Below are 20,926 nucleotides of genomic sequence, written 5' to 3'. Positions count from 1 at the left end.
TCAAAGGGGAGAATGCGGTTGAAATCATTTCGCGGCTGGTTCAGGAATCTGGCGCTCGCGCGCAAGCTTATTCTTATCAATGTGGTATTCATTGTGCTGCCGCTGGGGCTGATGGGCTATTTCGCCTTCGCACGCTTCACCGAAACAACAGAGCGCAAGGTTGGCGATTATCAGCTTCAGACGCTGAAGCAGCTTACCCTGAATATCGACACCTATATGAATGAGCTGAACCGGCTGACCGTGATGCCCTATCAGTATCCCAAGGTTACCGACTATCTTGCAACCAAGCGTGCTCCTGGCGAACCTCTGACACTGGATGAGATTAGCGGACTGAACAGCTTCGTCACTCAGGTGTTTTTAAACGGCCGGGTAGATATTCTGGGTGTCTCATTATACGGCACCGGCGGTGCCTCGTATGTGGTCATGCCGGAGAGCCAGTATGTGACGACCTATAAGCTCGATGAAAATGTCAGCTGGCTGAATAAGTTCAAGGGTCACTACGGGCAGCCTGTGTATGTTGCTACACATGACTTAAGCTCAAGCGGCGGAAATGTGTATCAGGCGTTCTCCATTGTGCGGGAGCTGCGCAGCTTCGATGACGGGGTGACCCTCGGGTACATCGTCATTGATGTGGACCCCAAGTTCATCAGTGAGATTCTGTCCAAAGTAAAGCTGGACGCCAAGGAGCTGCTGTACATTACGGATGACTCCGGCAAACTGGTCATCGGTAAGGATCATGGACTGCCGCAGGCAGCGCCTTCCCTGTCTCCGGATAATGCCAGTGAAGGGGTAAGTCATGTGAAGTCAGAGGGCGAAGGGCTGCTGATGGCCCACGTAACTTCTGAAGTGACAGGCTGGACCACGGTGGGCGTTGTACCGGTCTCCAGTCTGATGAAAGATACCGAGGTTCTGCGCACCTACATTATTCTCATTGGCATCATCTCTGTAGGTCTGGCCCTGCTGCTGTATGTGTTTATCGCCTACCGGATCACCCAGCCGCTGCGCAAGCTGAGCCGGCTGATGCGCAGTGTCGAGCGCGGTGATCTCAGCAGGGCTTTTCCGGTGAGCGGTACGGACGAGGTAGGAATGCTGGGCCATTCATTTAACGGCATGCTTGCCAAGCTCAGCGAGCTGGGGTATCTGCTCTATGAGACAGAGATCCGGGAGAAGGATGCGCAGATTGCCGCGCTGCAGAGCAAGATCAATCCGCATTTTCTGTACAATACACTGGGCTCCATCAGCATGTACGCTGAGCTTGAGGGAAGTCCGGAGATTATTGCAATGTCCAACAATCTCAGCAAGCTGCTGCGCTACAGCCTCAGCGGACGCAAGGAGCATGTGACGCTTCAGGATGAGCTGGACCATGTCAGCGGGTATATGACAATCCAGCAGATGCGCTATGAAGAACGCATTCACTTCACGATGACCATCGAACCTTCGCTGCTGGATTGTGAGGTCATTCCGCTGATGATCCAGCCGCTGGTGGAGAATGCAATCAATCATGCACTGGACAAAGGTGTTGGCCGGGGCCGCATTTCGCTGACCGCGGACAGCAGCAGTCAGGTGCTTAGAATCACTATCGAGGATGACGGCATCGGCATGAATGCGGAGGCGCTTGAGGCGCTCCGGCTGCATCTGCGGAATACGCAGGAGCTGGGAGGACGCTCAGGCAACGGTCTGCTGAATGTTCACCGCCGGATTGTGCTGCATTATGGCGATGAATATGGTCTTTCGCTGGAGAGTATGCCTTATCAGGGTTTCAAGGCAGTGCTCAAGCTGCCGGTTATTACCCATCAGGGCAGAGCAAGGGAGGATGACGGAGTTGCCTAAAATACTGATTGTTGACGATGAATCTGTCTTCCGCAAAGGTCTGCGTAAAATGATCACCAGCCTGGAGGGGAACTGGGAGGTGGTCGGTGAAGCCGCTGACGGCTATGATGCGCTTGACAAGCTGGCCGAGCTGTCGCCTGAAGTGCTGCTCACTGATATCCGCATGCCGCGGATGGACGGGATTCAGCTGCAGCAGATGGCCGGGGGGCGGTTCAAGGATCTGATGACCGTCGTGGTCAGCGGCTATGACGAGTTCGCCTATGTGCAGCAGTCGATGCGCCAGGGAGCGAAGGATTATCTGATGAAGCCGGTCGAACGCCAGGAGCTGGGGCGTGTGCTGGAGAGACTGGGGCGGGAACTGGCTGAGCGCAAGGCGCTTCCGGCGCGCAAAGATGAACCGTGGCAGGTCCAGCCTGTGCTGAAGCGGCATGTGGCCGGTCATCTGATCGAGAGTCTGCTGAAGGGCAAAACAGAAGACAGCGACCTGCAGCTGCTGCGGGAGATGGGTTTTGCCTTCGGGCATCCCTACTTCATCTGCATGGTGATCAAGCTGGATAAGCATTCGGTGGAGAAGGAGCGTTATCAGCGGGGCGATGCCTCCCTGTTCCTCCTGTATATCCAGCAGGTAGTCCAGGAAATGATTGACCGCCATGCTACAGGCATAAGCTTCGTGCTGTCGGATACCGAGGTGGTGGCTTTGCTGAACATAGCTGAGCCGCAGCATACCTTATCGGCCCCGGGAGCTCTGGGCGACCTGATCCGCAGGCAGATCCGCTCGTTGTCCAACCTGACGGTAACCATCGGGGTCAGTAATCCGGCGGAAGGGCTGCCGGGTATTCCGAAAGCTTATAATGAAGCCGGAATTGCCCTCCTATACCGGTTGATAGAAGGCGGTGACAAGCTGCTCGATTATGCCAAAATGACAGAGCGCCCCCATTCCGGAAGCGGACCCTTGAAATGGTCATGGGAGATGCTGGAGAAGTCGATTACCGGGGGCAGAGTGGCCAGTATCGGCCCGATTGTTGAACATATGATTGAAGAGCTGTGCAGTATGGCAGAATCGCCGGAGAGCATTCATCAGCAAATCTGCAAGCTGCTGCTGTACTACTACGAATTATCCGAAGAGCTTAATGTTACCGAATCCTGGCTGGGGTCAAAGGATATCCGCAAGGTGCTGTTCGATGTGTGCAGCCTGTCTTCGCGGCAGGAGCTGGCCGAGAAATGCCGCGGATTGCTGCTTAATCTGACGGGTTGTATTGCGAAGTCCAGAGAGGTGAAGGATCTCGATCCGGTTGCCGCCGCCCAACGCTATATTACGCAGCATTATGATCATCCGCTAAGCCTTAAGGAAGTGGCGGACGAGGTGTATTTGAACCCGGCGTATTTCAGCAATCTGTTCAAGCAGAGGACCGGCGTCACTTTTATCGAGTTCCTGACGCATATCCGGATGGAAGAGGCCCGCAAGAAGCTGGCCTTCACAGATGACAAAATCAGCAGGATCGCTGAGGAGACGGGCTTTGGCAATGTGCGCCATTTCAACCGGGTGTTCAAGAACTGCTGCGGTCTCTCGCCCAAAGAATACAGGGACAGCACTCGTAACGTACAGGCAGCTTCTATGGATGGCCGTGAGTGACAGTAAGGACTAATAAGACTGTAGCAAGGCCGGATCGCATGAAATCTAATCACACGGGAAACTGGAGGATGAAATAATGACGAATCAGCAACGTGCGGAATATCCGCGTCCGCAATTTGTACGCGATAATTGGGTGAATTTGAACGGGGAGTGGGAGTTTGCTTTCGATGATGACAATGTAGGCAGCCGGGAACAGTGGCATCTGGGAAATAAACCGCTGGCCCGGCGGATACAGGTTCCGTTTGCTTTTCAGAGCAGCCTGAGCGGAATCGGCGATCCCGGATTTCATGACATCGTCTGGTACCGGCGGGAGCTGGAGATTCCGGAGAGTTTTGTAGACCAAGAGATTCTGCTGCATTTCGGCGCTGTGGATTACGAAGCCTCCGTCTGGCTCAACGGGATCCTGGTGGCGAAGCATGAGGGCGGGCATACGCCGTTCCATGCCGGGATTAGCGCCGCACTGGCGCCAGCAGGCCAGCCTAATATTCTGGTGGTCAAAGCTGTGGATTACAGCAAGGACGTGACTTTGCCTAGGGGCAAGCAATACTGGAAAAGCGATTCGGCCAGCATTTTCTATACCCGGACAACGGGGATCTGGCAGACGGTGTGGATGGAGGCGGTATCGTCCGTCTATCTCGGCAAGGTGAAGCTGACGCCGGATATTGACCACAAAAGTATCGAAATCCGCTCCTTCATTAAAGGTGCGCTGACCAGTAATGGAGAGCTGAACAGTGATTCCCTGAAACTTCAGGTGGAGATCACGTTTGAAGGCCAGCCGATTTCAAGTGACGTATACTCTGTGCGCAGCCCGGAAGAGTCCCGGAGCATTACCCTCAGTGATTTCAATGACCATGGGCACGGGCACTGGTGGTCGCCGGAGCAGCCGAATCTCTATGATGTCACTTTTACCCTGCTGGATGGCGGGAAGGTGCTGGATAAGGTAACCAGTTATTTCGGTATGCGCAAAATCTCGGTCGAAAGCGGCAGACTCTGCCTCAACAACCGCCCTTATTTCATGAAGCTGGTGCTGGATCAGGGGTATTTCCCGGACGGCAACCTGACACCGCCCAGTGATGAGGCGATCCGCCGCGATGTCGAGCTGACCAAGGAGCTGGGCTTCAACGGTGCGCGCAAGCACCAGAAGCTGGAGGACCCGCGTTACCTGTACTGGTGTGACCAGCTGGGCTTACTTGTCTGGGGCGAAGCGGCTAATGCCTATGAATACTCGGAAGAGTATGTCCGCCGCTTCACCCAGGAATGGCAGGAGAGCATCGAACGGGATTACAACCATCCTTCGATTGTGGTTTGGGTTCCGCTCAACGAGAGCTGGGGCGTGCCGAACATCGCTGCCGACAAACAGCAGCAGCAGCATGCCCAAGCGATGTACCACCTAACCAAGTCGCTGGACGGGACGCGGCCGGTTGTCTCCAATGACGGCTGGGAGCTGGTCACCACAGATCTGTTCAACATCCACGATTACGAGTGGCGGCGCGAGGTGCTTGAGCAGCGCTATTCCTCCGTGGAGCAGGCTATCAGCGGCCTGCCGGGCAACCGCAAGCTGGCGGTAGAAGGCTTCCCGTATGCGGACCAGCCGATTCTCATCACAGAATTCGGCGGCGTCGGCTACAAAAAAAGCGACTGGGACGGCTGGGGCTACTCCGGCGCAGAGAACGACGAAGACTTCGCCGCGCGTCTGCGGGCGGTGATACAGCCGCTGCTGTTGTCCGGGGTCGTGCAGGGGTATTGCTATACTCAGCTCACGGATGTGGAGCAGGAGATCAACGGCCTGCTGACGTATGACCGCGTACCGAAGCTCCCGCTGGAGCTGATCCGCGCGATTAATGAGGGGAAATAGGCTTTAGTCGTAATGCGTACTGGTGAAAATTATGACAGACACGAGAAAGATGCTTTCCGATATGGAATCTCATACGGGAGGCATCTTTTTGTTTATTAGAAATTTTGTATAGCAACTAAGTCTTGATTGATTACGATATACCAAATATTAGTACATAGATCATATTAAGTGCTGTTAAAATTATGTAGAATTATTAATAATAATCTATTTTTGATAATCTTAATAAGGAGCTAATATTATGTTTCAAGTATTACCCTCTTTTAAGAGTAAAGAAAAATTGAAGTTTGAAAATTTATATACGAAATATAGATATCTATTATATAAGTGTGCTTTTGATATCCTAAAAAGGCAAAACTTAGCCGAAGATGCTACAAGTGAAGCTTTTATTAGAATATTTAAGAATCTGGATAAAATAAATGAGAATAATGAGAAGGAAACTATTGGTTTCATGGTGATCATTGTTAAGAATATATCCCTTACAATGTTATCTAATGAAAAGAGAAATAAAACGTTATTTTTTCAAGAGATTGATGAGGATATAGAAGAACATTTCAATTTGGAAGAAGCAGTTATATCTAACCATCAATATAAGGAAATAGTCGAAGCAATAAGTAAATTAAAAGTTGAATTAGAAGCACCGTTTCTGCTCCGGTACGTTTATGGTTACTCCAGTAAAGAGATCGCTGAGATTCTGTGTATCTCTATAAATAATGTTGATGTAAGAATTTATCGTGCGAAAAAAGCCCTTGCTGATATTTTAGGGAAACGGGGTTTAAAAAATGGATAACGTAAAGTTAAAAAAGGAACTTTTTGATCTTATAATAGAACATGCGGCAACAGAATATTTATACGACGAAGCAGATGCGCTAAAAATAAAAACTGAAAAAAGTTGTGATGTCAAATTCTCTGATGGTTTTGAACGGAAAATAGATGTTTACATTCAATTAGAAAAGATTCGGCATGTGAGAAAAAGATGGGCAAAGCATCTGAAAGTTATTGCTGTTGCGGTAGTGATTTTTTCCTTGATTACCATATTGTCTATAAATAATGTAGAAGCATTTAAAATAGATTTTTATAATATTTTTTACTCAGAGAAACCTAATTTTGTTGAAGTGAAAGCTATTAAGGAGGATTCTGATTTAATAATTGAAAAACTGCCAGACGGGTGGGATCATATCTATCTTCCGGACTATATTCCCTTGAATTACAGGTTTGAAAGTAGTTCCAATAATTCAAGTACCTTTAAAATAATATTTCAAGATAAAACAGATAAAAAGCTGGTTTTTAAGCAGAAAAACTATGTAAGGGATAAAACAGTGGCAGATAATGAAACCTCGAATTTTACAAGTATAACTATTGGCCATACGAAAGGTTACGCAGTTGAAAAAAATGGCGAGATTTTTATGTCATGGCAAAATCATAATTATTCGTTTGAGTTAGTTGGTTCAATAGATATAAAAGAATTAAGAAAAGTGGCTGAAAGCCTTAAAATTCATAACTAAACATTTATTTCTATAATAAAAAACAGAAGAAGCAACAGCTTCTTCTGTTTTTTATGTTTTTTAGGAAAATGTGTAAGATATAGTGTTTGTTTGTAGTTTTATATATGAGAAGAAAAGAGAGGAGAGGTAGAATTTGTATGAAAAATAGATTTATGGCACTCTTTGCACTGCTTATGTTATTTCTGGTTCCTCAGCACATGTATGCAGGTGAAGTCAATGCGACTGTGAGTAATTTGGATCAGGATTACCAGATTCAAAGATTTAAGATCATTACCAACGTATCATTGAGGCTGTTTATCAGCAGTAGTGGTATCGCCGAGATGGATGTAGATTTAACTGCGTTTCAAGCTGACAAGACCTCTATAGTCTGTAACTTGCAGCAGTACAAAGATGGGGGATGGACCACACTAAAGACATTTAGTAATTCCATCAATAGCAACGATCTTAATTTGTTTCAAACATGGGCTGTGGCTAAAGGCAACAACTATAGAATTGAAGTTCATGCAACAGCCTATCTAAACGGTACTTCTGAGAGTACAGTACAGTACTATTACGCCGATTATTAACTAAAAGCAATGAAAGATATTGAAAATAGGCAGAGGTGAAATAAATGAGGAAAGCATTGTATTTAACTTTTGTTGCTTTATGGACTCTATGCTTACTTTTTGTATCGCAACCTGTAAGTTCTTACTCTGCAGGGAGTCAATCTTTGTATCAAAAGGTGGATATCTCGAATCCGATTACACTGGAATCTTCTATGTTGTACACAGGAGGCCCCTTGAACTCTGGCGAGGACCTCTGGTTTTCTTTTATTCCCAAACAGACTGGCAGTTATGAAATATCAGTGCGAGGGGAAGGTGGATTGTCTGGAACATTGTTTGACGCACACAGTTCTAAAATCATTATGCAAAATGAAACCGTTGAAGGCTCAGATATTTTGAAGCTAGCTAATACATGTTTAGCAGAAAAAAACTATTTTATAAAAGTATCATCAATACATCCAGGCGCATTTATCAATCAGTTGGAAATAGCTATTGAAGAATTACCTGCTCCTAACGATGAGTTCTTTAATGAGCAGTGGTCATTATTTAACCCGCTGAACGGAATAGATATTAACATCATTCCAGTATGGAAAAATTATAAAGGTTCAAATATTACTATTGGTGTGGCAGACACAGGGGTTGATTATCAGCATCCGGACTTAATTAACCGGTTGGATATGTCCCTTGCTTATAACTTTACCCATGATATGAAGGATGTCTTTCCAGAAAATGAGAAATCCTCTGCTTCTTCGGCCAGAGCGGGTCATGGTACTCATGTATCAGGTATTATATCTGCTCAGAGTAACAACAATCAGGGAATAGCAGGTATTACTTCGCAAGGTTCAGTAGTACCGCTTAAAGTGCTTGGGAGCAGACTGACAGATACCAGTGTGTATAACGGATCCATTGCTGCTTTTGTCAAAGCGGTAGAATATGCAAAAGCAAATGACATCCGGATCATCAATTGCAGCTTTGGCGGAGCAAATCCGGCTGTAACTGAGCAGGAGGCAATGTACCAGGCTAATGATATTTTATTTGTTATCGCAGCAGGGAATTCAGGGAGTAACCTGGCAGATTATCCGGAGTATCCAGCCTCATATTATCATGACAATTCACTGGTTGTTGCTGCACAAAATATGGAAGGGAACTTAGCCGCTTTCTCTAATTATGGCGGACCAACCGACATAGCTGCACCGGGTGAATCTATTATCAGCACTTTTCCTAATTCGTTATATCTTTATAATAGCGGAACTTCAATGGCAGCTCCTGTTGTATCTGCGGTATCCGGTTTAGTTTGGGGGAATGCACCTTACTTGACAGCACTTGAAGTTAAGGAAATTGTGACAGATGTGAACAATGTAACTTTAGTAGATTCACTTTCAAATAAGGTACACAGTGGCGGTATGGTCAATGCTTTCAAGGCTATGATGTCTGCAGAACCCAGAACGGAGTCTCGCAGATTTGAGAATAAAAAGCGTGATATTTTTGGGGAAAATCTTAAATCATCTATCGACTCATACCTGCAAAAGGCAGATGAAGCTCTGAAAACAAACCAAATTATTGTCAAATTTGCTGCAGGAGTTAACGCGGAAGAGTACATAAACACGCTTGAAAAGGAAGAATTACTCACGGGAGTTCATTTCATTGATTACCTAAGTTCTGTTGATGCTTATGTACTTCAACTTTCAAACATGGAAGAAGCAGATAAAGCCATTACTGCTCTAAATAATTCCAACAATATTCTGTATGCAGAACCAAATTATTTAAGAGAATCAAATTAATTGGAAGGTTATTCACTGAATTACTTTCTTTATTGAAGGAATTTAGTGTTCATATACAACCCGGAAAGGAGATGATGCAACATGCGGGAGCCGCCTTTTTCTTATTTTGACGTACTAAATGTAAGGCTCGTGAATAATTCTATAATAAGAAGGAGTTAATTATGAAAAAGTTGATCGCAGTTCTTTCTTTGTTTGTATCCTTGTCTTTGACAACCAGCGCGTTTGCATCTGAAGTAGCACCAGTAAATGTTATGGATAATAATTCGTACGGCATTACAGTGGAAGCACAGTTTGACGCTGTGAACAGTGAAATTTCGATTGAGCTTCCCGATGAACGTACTCCGCAATCTTTAAGTGATGTTACGAATTCTGATGATGCCTATGTCAAAGTGACGTTGAAAGCAAATTATTACTTTGATGCCTATACAAACCGCTTTACCTGGAGCACTATTGATAAGGTATTGGTAAATGCTAAATCTGGATATAGTTATAACAACCCTATTTACTCAGCCTCTTTTTTAGATGGTAATCGGACTTATGGAATTAGGCTGAGTGGGACTTTGGTTAATACTAAGGACGGCACCAGCAAGGATTATCCTATGTATGTGGAGTTTTACTTAAACCCGCAGACCGGTGCAATTTCGACAATATTATATTAAGAAAACGAGGAGGATTATAGTGAAAAAGTTTGTGAAAAGTATCACCCTTGTCGCCAGTTTTTGTCTTCTACTCAGCAGTGCCAATATAGTTAGTGCTTCAGCAACGGAAGCGAAAAGTGCCCAAACCAGCATTCAGAGCACGGCTACAGTTAACTTTTTTCAGAATATACTAAATAATGGAACACTGTCGGCTGATAAACAGTTAATCACATATGACGAAGCTGTATATGTGTATTCCGATATTGTAAGACATGCCAATGCTGAATCAGAGGTCCCCGAAGATGACAGGAGCCCAAGTGCAGGTTATTATATTTCTAATGATATTTCTTATGAATACACAGATATCAGTAATCCAGTTGACACACTGGATGCGACACCTGGTCAATCATTTTCTTTTTCGGCAGGTAACTCATTTGCAGCAACTGCCACCGCAACTGCTACATTAAAAGCATCTGAGGTCTTACAGATCGGGGTTTCAAACGGATACACTCAAACCTATACATTAACAAAAACAATATCAGACAAGAATAATACAAATCAAACCAAACGATATGGTCTATGCAAAATATATCGTGTTCATACATTTGATATTTATTATAAAAACATTTTTGGCAGCAATAGCTTTATTACGGCAGCAGTGTTTTATGAACCAGTCTCAATGGTTGTACGGGCGTTGAACTAGAATTCCGGTAGCTGTTCAAAAAAAGTAAACGTACAGATATAGAGATTGTACAAGAGCATCTCGTATGCTTAGTGTACAATCTCTATTGGTGTTATGCTGGGAAACTAACCGGCAATCCGCGCAACCGCCTCCCCCACCGTAACCAATCTCTCGCTCCCCAGCGTCATATCCTTCAGCCGCAGCTTGCCCTCAGCCGCTTCACTCTCACCAACCATAATGACATACCGGATGCCCTTGGCACTCGCTGCGGCCAGCGTTTTTTTGAGCTTGCGCGAGCCGGTGTCTACACCCGTGCGGATGCCGGAGGCCCGCAGTGCTGCGGCGGCAACCAGAGCCTCCGGCAGATATCCGCCGATTGGAATAATCAGGACGCCGGAACGGTCCGCCGTATCTGCCGGCCGTTCGCCCAGCAGGGCCATGATCGACTCCATCCCGAACGAGATGCCGACCGTAGGGTACTCTATATCGTCACGCCCGACGAGCTTTCCGATGATCGCATCATATCTGCCTCCGCCCCCAAGACTTGAGGTATAGCTGCCGGATGCGTCGAAAATTTCATAGACGGTCCCGGTATAGAACGAGAGGCCGCGTGACAGAAAAGGATCAAACACACAAACTCCGCTAAGGCCAATCGCATCAATTAGCTGTTGCAGCGCTAGTACTTCAAGCGCGCCCGGCTGGCCTTCAAGCTTATACTTCTCCACCAGCTGCCCGAACCCCGGGTTATCCAGCTCCAGCAGCTCCGAAATCAGCCGAACCGTCTCAGCAGTCAGCTGCTTGTCCGTCAGCTCTGCCAGCACCCCGCCGCTGCCGATCTTGGCCAGCTTGTCGAGCGTCAGCATCACGGACAGCTGCTCCTCCGGCGGAACGCCGACCGCACCCAGAATCTCGCCCAGGAACCGGCGGTTGTTCCACTTCAGAACCACCGGAATATCCAGTCTGCGGAAGACCTCCGCTGCCAGCTGCATTAGCTCCGCTTCAGCCTGCGGGCCGGCAATGCCGACGACGTCCGCGTCACATTGGAGGAATTCGCGCAGGCGGCCTTTTTTGACCGGCCCATCGCGGAACACCTTGCCGATCTCATAGCGCCGGTATGGGAACTCGATTCCCGGATTCATGGCAATCACCTTGGCAAAAGGGATCGTAAGATCGTAACGCAGCCCCAGTCTGCGCCCGCCCTGATCAGCCAGCTGGTACATCTCGCGGAGAATCTCATCGCCCCCGGCGTATTTGGAGGTCAGCAGTTCCAGCTCGTTCAGCAGCGTCGTATCCATTGACTCGAATCCGTACAGCTCGAATAACTCCTGGAGTGTGGTCCGGACATTCTGGCGGATGGCCTGCTCGCGGCCGAAGTAATCATAGGTACCTTTAATATTTTGCATCATTAGCAGCTCCCTTGTTATTGAATTCCGGTAAAATAAAAAACGCGCCGGACCCCGTGGTCCCGCGCGCTTCGATATGCCGCAGGGAGGTCAAACGCGAAATGCGTTAGCCCTCCCTGAATGAATTCAGGTGTGTGCTAACGCTGCTTGTGATGAAGAAGTTGATTCGGTATGATGGACAGGCAGTTCATGTGAATCAATTCCCTTCAGCTTTTAATTACTGCACATTATAGCGGATCAGGGACAGCTGTGCAACACCTATATCCCTATTTTCACAAAGGAGCAATCATAATGAATCATACAGAGCTTATCACAGAAGCAGAGAACTTCGCCAAGGAGCAACTGGGCCAGGATACCACCGGCCATGACTGGTTTCATACTAACCGCGTGCGCAATACAGCGGCGCTGATCGCAGGGATGGAAGGGGCCAACGTGGTGATCTGCACAATCGCCGCGCTGCTGCATGATGTGGCCGACGAGAAGCTGAATCCCTCCAAAGAAGCAGGACTGCTCAAAGTACATACTTGGCTGGCCGCACATCTCCCGGATGAAGCTGCAAACAAGCAGATTATGGAGATCATCTCGACGATGTCCTTCAGCGGCGGCGGTGGCGCACCGATGTCTACGCTGGAAGGACAAGTGGTGCAGGATGCGGACCGTCTGGATGCGCTGGGGGCGATCGGGATTACGCGTACAATGGTCTTTTCAGGAGCCAAAGGCCGTCCGGTCTATGATCCGGAAATTCCGCCAAGGGACGAATCGCTGAAAGAGGAATACCGCAACTATTCCAAGGGAACGGCGGTCAATCATTTTTATGAGAAGCTGCTTAAGCTGAAGGACCTCATGAACACCTCTTACGGCAAACAGCTGGCGGAGGAGCGGCATCAGTTTATGCTGATTTTTTTGGAGCAATTTTATAAGGAATGGAATCAAGGGACAGAGTAGGTGTTATAATGGAATAATGCGCAAGATGGATGGAACGCGGGAGACCCCGCTTGAACCGGAACAATCGGCATAGAAGAGGTTGGATACAATATGAGTGAAGTACAAGTACAGTTTAGTGATTATGGTTTAAATGAAGAGATTATCCGCGCGCTGGAGGTTCTGAAGTACGTGGACCCCACCGAGGTGCAGCGGAAAGTCATTCCGGTAGCGCTGAAGGCGCAGGATCTGATCGTGAAGTCACAGACGGGTAGCGGCAAAACCGCAGCGTTCGCCATTCCGCTCTGTGAGCTGGTCGATTGGAATGAGAACAAACCCCAGGCACTGGTGCTGACCCCAACCCGGGAGCTGGCCCAGCAGGTGCGTGAGGATATTACGAATATCGGGCGCTTCAAGCGGATTAAGGCGGTAGCGCTGTTCGGCAAGCAGCCTTTTGCCCCGCAGAAGATTGAGCTGACTCAGAAAACGCATGTGGTCGTTGGCACGCCAGGCCGTGTATTTGACCATATCGACCGTGGAACGCTGAATCTCAGCCGGATTAAATATCTGGTAATTGATGAAGCGGACGAAATGCTCAGCATGGGCTTCATTGAGCAGATTGAGAAGATTATCAAACAGCTGCCGAAGGAACGTGTAACGATGCTGTTCTCGGCGACGCTGCCGGAAGTGATTAAGAATCTGTGCCGTAAGTACATGACGGAGCCGGTGGATATCGAGATCGAAGCCAGTGGAATTACGACGGCGTCGATTGAGCATGCGCTGATTGAAGTGAGACAAGCTGCCAAGTTTGGACTGCTGAGCGACCTGCTGACGGTGGAGAATCCGGATAGCTGTATTATTTTTTGCCGCACCCAGGAGCAGGTGAATGCCCTCTTCCGCGGAATGGCGGATCTGGAATATCCGGTGGACAAAATCCACGGAGGCATGGAGCAGGACGAGCGTTTTGAGGTCATGAATGCTTTTAAGCGGGGCCAGTTCCGTTATCTGATCGCCACCGACGTTGCAGCCAGAGGGATTGATATCGAGAACATCACCCATGTCATTAACTACGATATCCCGCTCGAAAAAGAGAGCTACGTCCACCGCACCGGCCGGACCGCCCGCGCAGGCAAAAGCGGTAAAGCGATCACCTTCGTTACGCCGAACGAGCACAAATGGGTCAGGGAAATCGAAGGCTACATCGGCTTCACCCTGCCGGAGATGAAAGCTCCTTCAGATGATGCCGTGGCCTACGCCAAACCGGCGTTCGATCTGAAGCTGGGCAAGCAGCAGGTCCGCAAAGCCGGCAAAACCGAGGTCATGAACCAGGACATCATGAAGCTGTACTTCAACGGCGGCAAGAAAAAGAAGCTGCGCGCGGTCGATTTCGTCGGCACTATCGCCAAGCTTGAGGGCATCACGGCTGCGGACATCGGAATCATCACGATCCAGGACAACGTAACCTACGTCGATATTCTGAACGGCAAAGGATCGCTTGTGCTGCAGGCCATGAAGGAGACAACCGTGAAGGGCAAGCTGCTGAAGTGCCATATCGCCAAAAAATAAGCCGTTTCAAAGAGCTGTCACACCAATTGTTATACGGGGTGGCGGCTTTTTTGCGAGGTATGATGTATGAGAGCCTGCGAACAAATGTATGTGAAAAACCGAATACAATGTGCCACGAATGGAGCAAACGGGCCAAATGTATGCGGAAAACCGAATACAATGTGCCGCGAATGGAGCAAACGGGCCGAATGTATGTGAAAAACCGAATACAATGTGCCTCCGATAGCTGGGGAAGCCGATCATCCGGGAAATGTTGGAGGGGAAGAAGCTGATACGTTTAGCGGCGCCAAGGTTTTATCCTTAGTGACACGTATGCTCCAGGACAACGTGACTTTTGCGGCTGCAAAAATCCCGGAGATCACGTAGATTTCAACATAAGTTATATGCACGATCTGGATGGGCGTGCTGTAAACTTGGCCGAAACGAGGATGAACTGGACTGAGTTGAACTAAACTGAACTGAAACTACCTAAACAAGGAGGATGTTGAACTATGATCAATGTGAGAAGCCGCGAGTTTGCCGTGCCTCTTCTGCAGCGTCTGATCCAAGTGGATACCTGTAATCCTCCCGGCAATGAGCACAGGCTGTCTCTGCTGCTGCAGGAGGTGTTGCGGGAGCTGGGCATATCCAGCAGCATTACGATTGTGGAGCAGGGCCGGAGCAACCTGGAGGCGGTGATTGCCGGCTCCGGCAACCGGAAGCTGATGTTCTGCGGCCATCTCGACACGGTCAGTCCCTGGAGCGCAGCAGCAGGCAGCTATCCCCCGCATGGCGCGGTGATTGAGGGGGGCCGGATGTATGGCCGGGGCACCTCGGATATGAAAAGCGGCCTGGCCGCCATGCTGCTCGCCGCAACTTCCCTGCAGCAGGACGGCATCCGGCTGGCCGGTGATCTGCTCTTCCTGGCGACAGCCGGGGAAGAGGTGGACAGCTGCGGCGCACGGCTGTATGCCGAGCAGCACAGGCACGACCTGCCGGAGCTGGACGGCCTCGTCATCGGCGAGCCGACGGACAGCCGGGTGGCGGTCGGCCACAAAGGCGCTCTCTGGCTACGCATTTCCCTCTTCGGGCGCAGCGCCCACGGCTCCATGCCGCAGCTTGGACTCAATGCGGTGGAGGGCATGATGGAGGTAATCGCGCTGCTGCACCGCCATGCTCTGGAGTGGCAGGCCACTGATCCGGTTCTTGGTTCAAGCAGCCTGTCCGTGAACAAGATTACCGGTGGTGTACAGACCAATGTGGTCCCGGATTCCTGCACCATCGATGTGGATATCCGCACCGTTCCGCCGCTGGAGCATGGTCCGCTGCTGCGGGAGATCGAGGACAAGCTGCAGGAGATTCAGCGGCTTCATCCGGACTACCGTTATCAGGTGGAGCAGCTGCTGGACCGGAGTGTGGTCTATACTGATCCCGGCCAGCGTTTGATTACTACGGCTTTGGAAATTGCTGCGCAGCAGAGGCGGCAGGGCCAAGCGGGAGGCCCTGCTGAAGAAGCAGAAGGTGATGCGGCAAGAGACGTAACTCCAATTCAAGGCGTACCCTATTACACGGACGGCTCCGTGCTGCATAATAACGGCAGGCTCCCGGTTCTGATCTACGGACCGGGCGACCACCGCCTCGCCCATCAGCCGGATGAATGGGTGGATATTGAGGCCTACCTGGAATCAATCGACTTTTATAGAGAGCTGGCGATCCGTTTTCTGGGCAAGGCGGATGATTAGAAGACGCAACGCTGACGAGGCAGATGCCACTCTTAAACGAACAAACTGGGGCATAGGTAACCCTGCAGTTTGGTTGATTGTACTTTATACGCCGTTTCTAAGGTTGTAATAAACTTCGGATTTCGTCGCCGACAATTCTGGTATCCCAAGGCGAAAAGAACACATTCACACCGTCATCAACAAGAGAAAAGGAGAAGGCAAACGGCCCGCCGGTATATAGGACTACCTGATAATATTCCGGATCACCGTCCTTATTCTGAGAGCTGTAATTTTGGGTGTTTTTTCCGCTTTCCAGCAGGTGAACGAAGCGCTTGGTTTCATCATCGGTTAGAGTTTTGTAAGGCTTCACATCATCCTGATGATATAGTTCAACCCGCTCTATATTGTGTTTAATGACGTCGTTATATCGCTGCTGCAGGTTATTGGCGTAATCATCCTCTACATATAAGCGGTATCCGCCGATGCGTGTTTCATCTTTAGCGGCAATAACTTCGTCTGTCTTAAAGCCTTCAATGCGGTATAGCTTAGTTCCTTTTTCCAAAAAGGCAGCATCACCATCCTTCGTCCGGTAATGAGGATTAGTAACGACATCCGCGACTTTAAAGTTTACTTCGCCAACAGTTTCCGTGGTGACTTGAGCCGGATTCTTAATCACGTTTTCCCAGGATCCGGTGTAGGAATGTCCATTTAACTTTAGGAAATCCACCCAATCAATTGCAGAGCCGCCCTTAATCCGAGTACTACTCGAGCAGCCGCATAGGACTATAACAGCCGTTAGCAATATGAGTATTTTTATTTTCATCCTAAGACCCCCGCCTTTCTTCAGTTGCATTACATATACTAATTGACGAAACTGTTCACGGGAGGTTGCGGGAATGAGGCCCGTGAACGAAAAAAACCTTGCGAAGTGCAGCACGCAGGCCGCATCTCGCAAGGTTTTTAATGTGTACTCCTAAGCATTATACTGCGCCTGATACAGGCGGCTATAAGTGCCTCCGGCGCCCACCAGATCCTCATGGCGGCCTTCCTCAGAGATGCCGTCCTCGCTGACCACGATAATCCGGTCGGCATTCTTGATCGTTGTCAGGCGGTGGGCGATGACAAGGGTTGTGCGGCCCACGGACAGGTCAGCCAGCGACTGCTGAATCGCCGCTTCGGTCTCGGTGTCGAGGGCCGAGGTGGCTTCGTCCAGAATCAGAATCGGCGGATTCTTGAGGAACATGCGGGCGATCGCCAGGCGCTGCTTCTGTCCGCCGGACAGCTTGACGCCGCGTTCCCCGATAACGGTATCCATCCCGTTCGGCAGGCTGTTGATCAGCTCTTCCAGGTGAGCCTGACGTGCGGCCTGCCAGATCTCCGGCAGCTCTGCATCCAGCTTACCGTAAGCGATATTCTCACGGATCGTGCCGGAGAAGAGGAACACATCCTGCTGCACGATCCCGATCTGCTTCCGCAGCGAGGTGAGCTTCATATCGCGGATATCGATCCCATCGATGGAGATGGCTCCGCCGGTCACATCATAGAAGCGGGGAAGCAGGCTGCAGATCGTTGTTTTGCCGGCACCGGAAGGTCCGACGAAGGCGATGGTCTCACCTGCATTAACCTTCAGGCTGATATCCGCCAGTACTGTACGGTCCGCTTCATAGCCGAAGCTAACATTGCTGAAGCTAATATCCCCGCGGAGTGAGCCTACTTCTACAGCATCCGGCTTGTCCGCGATATCAGGCTCGGTATCAATCACTTCAAGATAACGCTTGAACCCGGCAATCCCCTTCGGATAGCTCTCGATGACGGAGTTGATTTTCTCAATCGGGCGGAAGAAGACGTTAGCCAGCAGGATGAAAGCGACAAATTCCCCGATCTCTAGCTCTCCCTGGATGAAGAACCAGGCACCGCAGACCATCACTACAATGGTAATCAGACGGGTCATCATATAGCTGACCGACGAGCTTTTGGCCATCAGCTTATAAGCCATCAGCTTGGTCTGGCGGAACTTCTGGTTGTCCACAGCGAACAGCTCTTTCTCATATTCCTCATTGGCAAAAGACTGAACCACGCGAATCCCGCCGACATTGTCCTCGATCCGGGCATTAAAGTTACCCACATTGCCGAACAGACGATGGTAAGTTTCCGTCATATTGCGGCCGAAATGGATGATGACCCAGGCCATAACCGGCACGATGATGAAAGTGATCACAGCCAGCTGGAGATTGATATCCGCCATCAGAATAAATGCACCGATCAGTGTCATGACAGCGATGAACACATCCTCGGGCCCGTGATGGGCCACTTCGCCGATATCGTTCAGGTCATTGGTAATTCTGCCGAGCAGATGACCTGTTTTGTTATTATCGAAGAAGCGGAAGGACAGCTTCTGGATATGATCGAACATTTTTTTGCGCATATTGGTCTCAATGTTAATGCCCAGCATGTGCCCCCAGTAAGTGACAACATAGTTCATTGCCGTATTCAGCGCGTAAATTCCGAGCAAGACCACACAGGCAATCAGAATCAGCGGCCAGTCCTGACCCGGCAGCAGATCATCAATGAATTTATTGACCGCTACGGGAAAAGCAAGCTCCAGCAGACCGGCACCTACCGCACAGGTGAAGTCAAGGATAAACAGCTTCTTATAAGGACGGTAATAGGAGAAAAAACGACGCAGCATCTCTTGTTCACTCTTTTCTGTAGTGTGTTATGTATCTGGTTATTGAGATTGATTCTCAAGTGAACCTTATTCTTAGGATACTAAAGAGGGTTACATGATTTGTCAACGGTAAGATGTTTAAAATTACATGTAATTCATCTGATTTATTACCGTTTCACCCAGTCGTGAAAGGCTATTTCCACATATTTTAACTGTATTCAAGTATAAAGGAGGAGTTAACATGAGCGAAAATGTTGGGGGATACGGCGGAGTATTCACTTCCACTGGCGCGATTCTGGTTCTGTTCATCCTGCTCGTAATCATTACTAAATCCTTCTGGATTTAATTAAGCTTCACCTATGTGTGCTGCCGCCGGTCCCCGAGACCGGCGGTTATTCCTGCTGCGGATGATGTTCAGACGTATTGTCAACCCTCGGAACTAACTTAAATTTGTGCAACCTCCAGCGTAAAGAGATATAATGGCCACATGTGCCATGGATCTGAAAGTCTAATACATACAGCAGCTTTATTCCCTGACAAGCCCCCGGCTTGACGGGTGTTTTGCTGCGGCCCTGGAGGAACAACATGAAATTCAGCCGTCAAAAAAGCAACAAAGCGGGGCCAGGTTTGCCCGCGCATGATTCAAATACCGCCAGCCGGTGGATGCTCGTCACCGGCATTATTTGTGTCGCAGCTGCGCTGCGTGCCCCGTTCACTTCAGTCGGACCTCTGCTGGAGACGATCCGAGATGACCTGGGATTGTCTAATACCTTGGCCGGAGCGATCACGACCTTGCCGTTACTGGCCTTTGCGCTATTATCTCCGTTCGCTCCACAGCTTGCCCGCAAAGTTGGGCTTGCCAATATCCTGATGCTGGCTATGCTTACGCTGTCTATGGGAATACTCGTCCGTTCAGCTTCCGGAACCTTCACCTTGTTTGCGGGTACGGCAATGATTGGCCTGTCCATAGCCGTCTGCAATGTGCTGCTGCCTGGACTGATCAAAGGGAAATTCCCGCACCGCATCGGCCTGATGACCGGAATCTACACGGTCTCGATGAATATATGTGCAGCTGCTGCTTCAGGAATCAGTGTTCCTTTGGCCTCCCATGCGGGGCTTGGGTGGAGGGGAACCCTGGCTTTGTGGTTTATTATCTCTGCGCTGGCTACACTGTTATGGATTCCGCAGATGAAGAGCCTTAGCCCAAGCGGTACAGGCGCCGTGCGGTCTTCGGCCGTGCGCGTATGGCGCTCCCCGCTCGCCTGGCAGGTTACACTGTTCATGGGGCTGCAGTCGTTGCTCTACTATGTTCTGATCGCCTGGTTTTCGGTTATTCTCGGGGAGCGGGGAATGTCCTCCAGCCATGCGGGGTGGATTCTCTCACTGATGCAGCTGGCACAGCTGCCGTTTACATTCTTTGTACCGCTCTGGGCCGGACGGATGAAGAACCAGCGTCTGCTGGTAGTTATTACTTCCATTCTGTTTATCATTGGCATCCTCGGAGTCTGGCTGGGCAGCACGGAGCTGATGGCGGTGTGGGCGGTATGCATCGGAATCGGCGGAGGATTTGCTTTTGGCCTGGCGATGATGTTCTTCAGTCTGCGCACCCGGACTACGCAGGAAGCCAGTGAGCTGTCGGGCATGGCCCAGTCTGCCGGTTATCTGCTGGCCGCGATGGGACCGGCACTGTTCGGTCTGCTGCATGATGCTACAAACAGCTGGAACACACCGCTGGCACTGCTGGCGGCAGCAAGCGTGCTCTTGTTCGCGGCAGGAATGGGGGCCGGACGCGACAGATACGTGGGTGACAGGGGATAGCGGATTATAATGAACACGGATATATTTATTATTTTCATGGATTACCTCACACATTCCATTTACAAACGGATGGTATATTAAGGATATCCTCAGCTTGTATGTGCTATATATGTTTATGAACTATGGACTCCGCCGCTTGCTGGCGGGGTCAATTTTTTTAATAACTACAAGAATTTATATGTTTCACAGGATCACTTATCCTTCTATTTCTCACTGAAACGGTACCGTCCATACACAAGGGCGGCAATGTCGTTCCCGCTTACAGCTAAATTCAATACGCTTAGTTTGTATAAGATTTTGGCAGAGAAAGTGCATTGAAAGCTGATCAGGACATGCTACTATTGTCATTAAGATTACATGAGAATGATAATCAATGAAAACAGACAT

17 protein-coding genes are annotated in these 20,926 nt (G+C 49.4%); 14 read left to right on the top strand and 3 right to left on the bottom strand.

What is annotated here, in order from left to right; translation table 11 throughout:
• Positions 1-18: 18 nt before the first annotated feature.
• The 9 genes from NSQ73_RS20780 (at position 19) to NSQ73_RS20740 (ending at position 10,484) form a co-directional block, all read left to right on the top strand.
• Positions 19-1,830, top strand: coding sequence for a cache domain-containing sensor histidine kinase (locus NSQ73_RS20780; RefSeq protein ID WP_340987954.1), 1,812 nt, complete (start codon positions 19-21; stop codon positions 1,828-1,830).
• The gene (locus NSQ73_RS20775) at positions 1,823-3,463 is read left to right on the top strand and encodes a response regulator (RefSeq protein ID WP_340987953.1); all 1,641 of its coding nucleotides are present in this window, start codon (positions 1,823-1,825) and stop codon (positions 3,461-3,463) included. The genes NSQ73_RS20780 and NSQ73_RS20775 overlap by 8 nt, the downstream gene beginning before the upstream one ends.
• Before the next feature lie 76 nt (positions 3,464-3,539).
• Positions 3,540-5,318 carry a glycoside hydrolase family 2 protein gene (locus NSQ73_RS20770; protein WP_340987952.1) on the top strand — a complete coding sequence of 593 codons (1,779 nt, stop codon included), beginning with the start codon at positions 3,540-3,542 and terminating at the stop codon, positions 5,316-5,318.
• 238 nt (positions 5,319-5,556) lie between these two features.
• A complete protein-coding gene (locus NSQ73_RS20765) occupies positions 5,557-6,105 on the top strand; it encodes an RNA polymerase sigma factor (RefSeq protein WP_340987951.1) in 549 nt (182 codons plus the stop codon).
• Complete coding sequence (locus tag NSQ73_RS20760; RefSeq protein WP_340987950.1) at positions 6,098-6,820, top strand: DUF4367 domain-containing protein; 723 nt, start codon at positions 6,098-6,100, stop codon at positions 6,818-6,820. Before NSQ73_RS20765 ends, NSQ73_RS20760 begins: the two co-directional genes overlap by 8 nt.
• Before the next feature lie 137 nt (positions 6,821-6,957).
• Entirely contained in the window at positions 6,958-7,386 is a 429-nt protein-coding gene (locus NSQ73_RS20755) for a hypothetical protein (RefSeq protein ID WP_042234903.1), read from the top strand.
• Positions 7,387-7,430: 44 nt separating this feature from the next.
• Entirely contained in the window at positions 7,431-9,143 is a 1,713-nt protein-coding gene (locus tag NSQ73_RS20750) for a S8 family serine peptidase (protein WP_081956463.1), read from the top strand.
• Positions 9,144-9,304: 161 nt separating this feature from the next.
• The gene (locus tag NSQ73_RS20745) at positions 9,305-9,802 is read left to right on the top strand and encodes a hypothetical protein (RefSeq protein ID WP_340987949.1); all 498 of its coding nucleotides are present in this window, start codon (positions 9,305-9,307) and stop codon (positions 9,800-9,802) included.
• 19 nt (positions 9,803-9,821) lie between these two features.
• On the top strand, positions 9,822-10,484 hold the full coding sequence (locus tag NSQ73_RS20740) for a hypothetical protein (RefSeq protein ID WP_042234909.1): 663 nt from the start codon (positions 9,822-9,824) through the stop codon (positions 10,482-10,484).
• A 104-nt stretch (positions 10,485-10,588) separates the two neighbouring features.
• Here the strand turns inward: NSQ73_RS20740 and NSQ73_RS20735 are convergent, their stop codons facing one another.
• The gene (locus NSQ73_RS20735) at positions 10,589-11,869 is read right to left on the bottom strand and encodes a histidine--tRNA ligase (RefSeq protein WP_340987948.1); all 1,281 of its coding nucleotides are present in this window, start codon (positions 11,867-11,869) and stop codon (positions 10,589-10,591) included.
• Positions 11,870-12,157: 288 nt separating this feature from the next.
• Here NSQ73_RS20735 and NSQ73_RS20730 point away from each other — a divergent pair, with 288 nt between their 5' ends.
• From NSQ73_RS20730 to NSQ73_RS20720, 3 genes are all read left to right on the top strand, one after another.
• Positions 12,158-12,811 carry an HD domain-containing protein gene (locus tag NSQ73_RS20730; RefSeq protein ID WP_340987947.1) on the top strand — a complete coding sequence of 218 codons (654 nt, stop codon included), beginning with the start codon at positions 12,158-12,160 and terminating at the stop codon, positions 12,809-12,811.
• Positions 12,812-12,901: 90 nt separating this feature from the next.
• The gene (locus tag NSQ73_RS20725) at positions 12,902-14,353 is read left to right on the top strand and encodes a DEAD/DEAH box helicase (protein ID WP_340987946.1); all 1,452 of its coding nucleotides are present in this window, start codon (positions 12,902-12,904) and stop codon (positions 14,351-14,353) included.
• Positions 14,354-14,844: 491 nt separating this feature from the next.
• A complete protein-coding gene (locus tag NSQ73_RS20720) occupies positions 14,845-16,074 on the top strand; it encodes a M20 family metallopeptidase (RefSeq protein ID WP_340987945.1) in 1,230 nt (409 codons plus the stop codon).
• Between the two features lie 97 nt (positions 16,075-16,171).
• On the opposite strand, the gene NSQ73_RS20715 is transcribed toward NSQ73_RS20720, so the two are convergent.
• Positions 16,172-16,876 carry a hypothetical protein gene (locus NSQ73_RS20715; protein WP_340987944.1) on the bottom strand — a complete coding sequence of 235 codons (705 nt, stop codon included), beginning with the start codon at positions 16,874-16,876 and terminating at the stop codon, positions 16,172-16,174.
• A gap of 150 nt (positions 16,877-17,026) precedes the next feature.
• Positions 17,027-18,742: an ABC transporter ATP-binding protein gene (locus tag NSQ73_RS20710; RefSeq protein ID WP_042135633.1), complete on the bottom strand. Its 1,716-nt coding sequence runs from the start codon at positions 18,740-18,742 to the stop codon at positions 17,027-17,029.
• A 220-nt stretch (positions 18,743-18,962) separates the two neighbouring features.
• On the opposite strand from NSQ73_RS20710, the gene NSQ73_RS20705 reads away from it, so the two are divergent.
• Both NSQ73_RS20705 and NSQ73_RS20700 read left to right on the top strand, forming a co-directional pair.
• Positions 18,963-19,067: a YjcZ family sporulation protein gene (locus NSQ73_RS20705; RefSeq protein ID WP_216626667.1), complete on the top strand. Its 105-nt coding sequence runs from the start codon at positions 18,963-18,965 to the stop codon at positions 19,065-19,067.
• 239 nt (positions 19,068-19,306) lie between these two features.
• Positions 19,307-20,539, top strand: coding sequence for a CynX/NimT family MFS transporter (locus NSQ73_RS20700; protein ID WP_340987942.1), 1,233 nt, complete (start codon positions 19,307-19,309; stop codon positions 20,537-20,539).
• Positions 20,540-20,926 lie beyond the last annotated feature (387 nt).

The sequence above is a fragment of the Paenibacillus sp. FSL R10-2736 genome (assembly GCF_038000245.1).
In the GTDB taxonomy this organism is placed as follows: Bacteria; Bacillota; Bacilli; order Paenibacillales; family Paenibacillaceae; genus Paenibacillus_AQ; species Paenibacillus_AQ phytohabitans.
Note: the sequence above shows the minus strand (reverse complement) of the source record. Positions and strands in the feature narration are given on the sequence as shown.